Here is a 757-nt window from a genome sequence, read left to right on the forward strand (position 1 = left end):
GATTGGAACAAGCGACCAGGCAAGAACCGCGGCCACCGCGACAGTCTTGAGAATGATACGGGACAGGGATCTAGCTCGCATGGTTGGCAAACATGTCCTTGTACAAGCGGCGCAAGTACCACAACGCGAGGATGAGGGAGGCGACTACGAGGAGCCAGCCCGTTGCAGCCGCTTCCCCGAAGGCGTTGTATCGAAATGCCTCGAGATACAGGTAGACGGCGAGAACCTCGGTCTGACGAGCGGGGCCGCCCCCAGTCAAAAGCCAGACCTCGGAGAAAAGACGAAATGCGAAAATGTATCGAAAGAGCACGGCGATCAGGACTGCCGGCATCAGCAACGGCAATGTGACACGCCAAAACTGCTGCAGCGGTGACGCGCCGTCCACTTGCGCCGCCTCATAGAGCTCGCGTGGAATTGCAAGCCGCGCGGCATAGAGGATCACGAACGTGAACGGCAGATGCAGCCAAATGCTGAGCAGAGCAACCAGAATCAATCCGTGAGTCGAGTTGATCGCCCATTCGAGAGGAGGCAGTCCGAGGGCGGCGAGCGCTTGGCTTACGTAGCCGATATCGAGATCGAATAGGTAGCGCCACATCACGACCGCGCTCACCTCGCTGACGGCATAGGGTGCGAGAACAGCGGCGAGAAGCAACGGCATCGCGCGCAGTCCGCTTGCAAAARGCAGTGCCACACCAAGGCCGATCAGCAATTCAAGATGAACGACGATCAACACCACTATGACGGTGTTGCGTAGGGC

Annotated in this window: 1 protein-coding gene; it reads right to left on the reverse strand. The window is 58.6% G+C overall.

Features of this window, described 5'->3' with window-relative positions; translation table 11 throughout:
• Positions 1-70 precede the first annotated feature (70 nt).
• On the reverse strand, positions 71-757 hold a 687-nt coding region (locus tag AC1DT3_RS23145), incomplete at its 5' end, for a carbohydrate ABC transporter permease (protein WP_477467499.1).

The organism is Microvirga sp. P4_G7 (assembly GCF_056401005.1).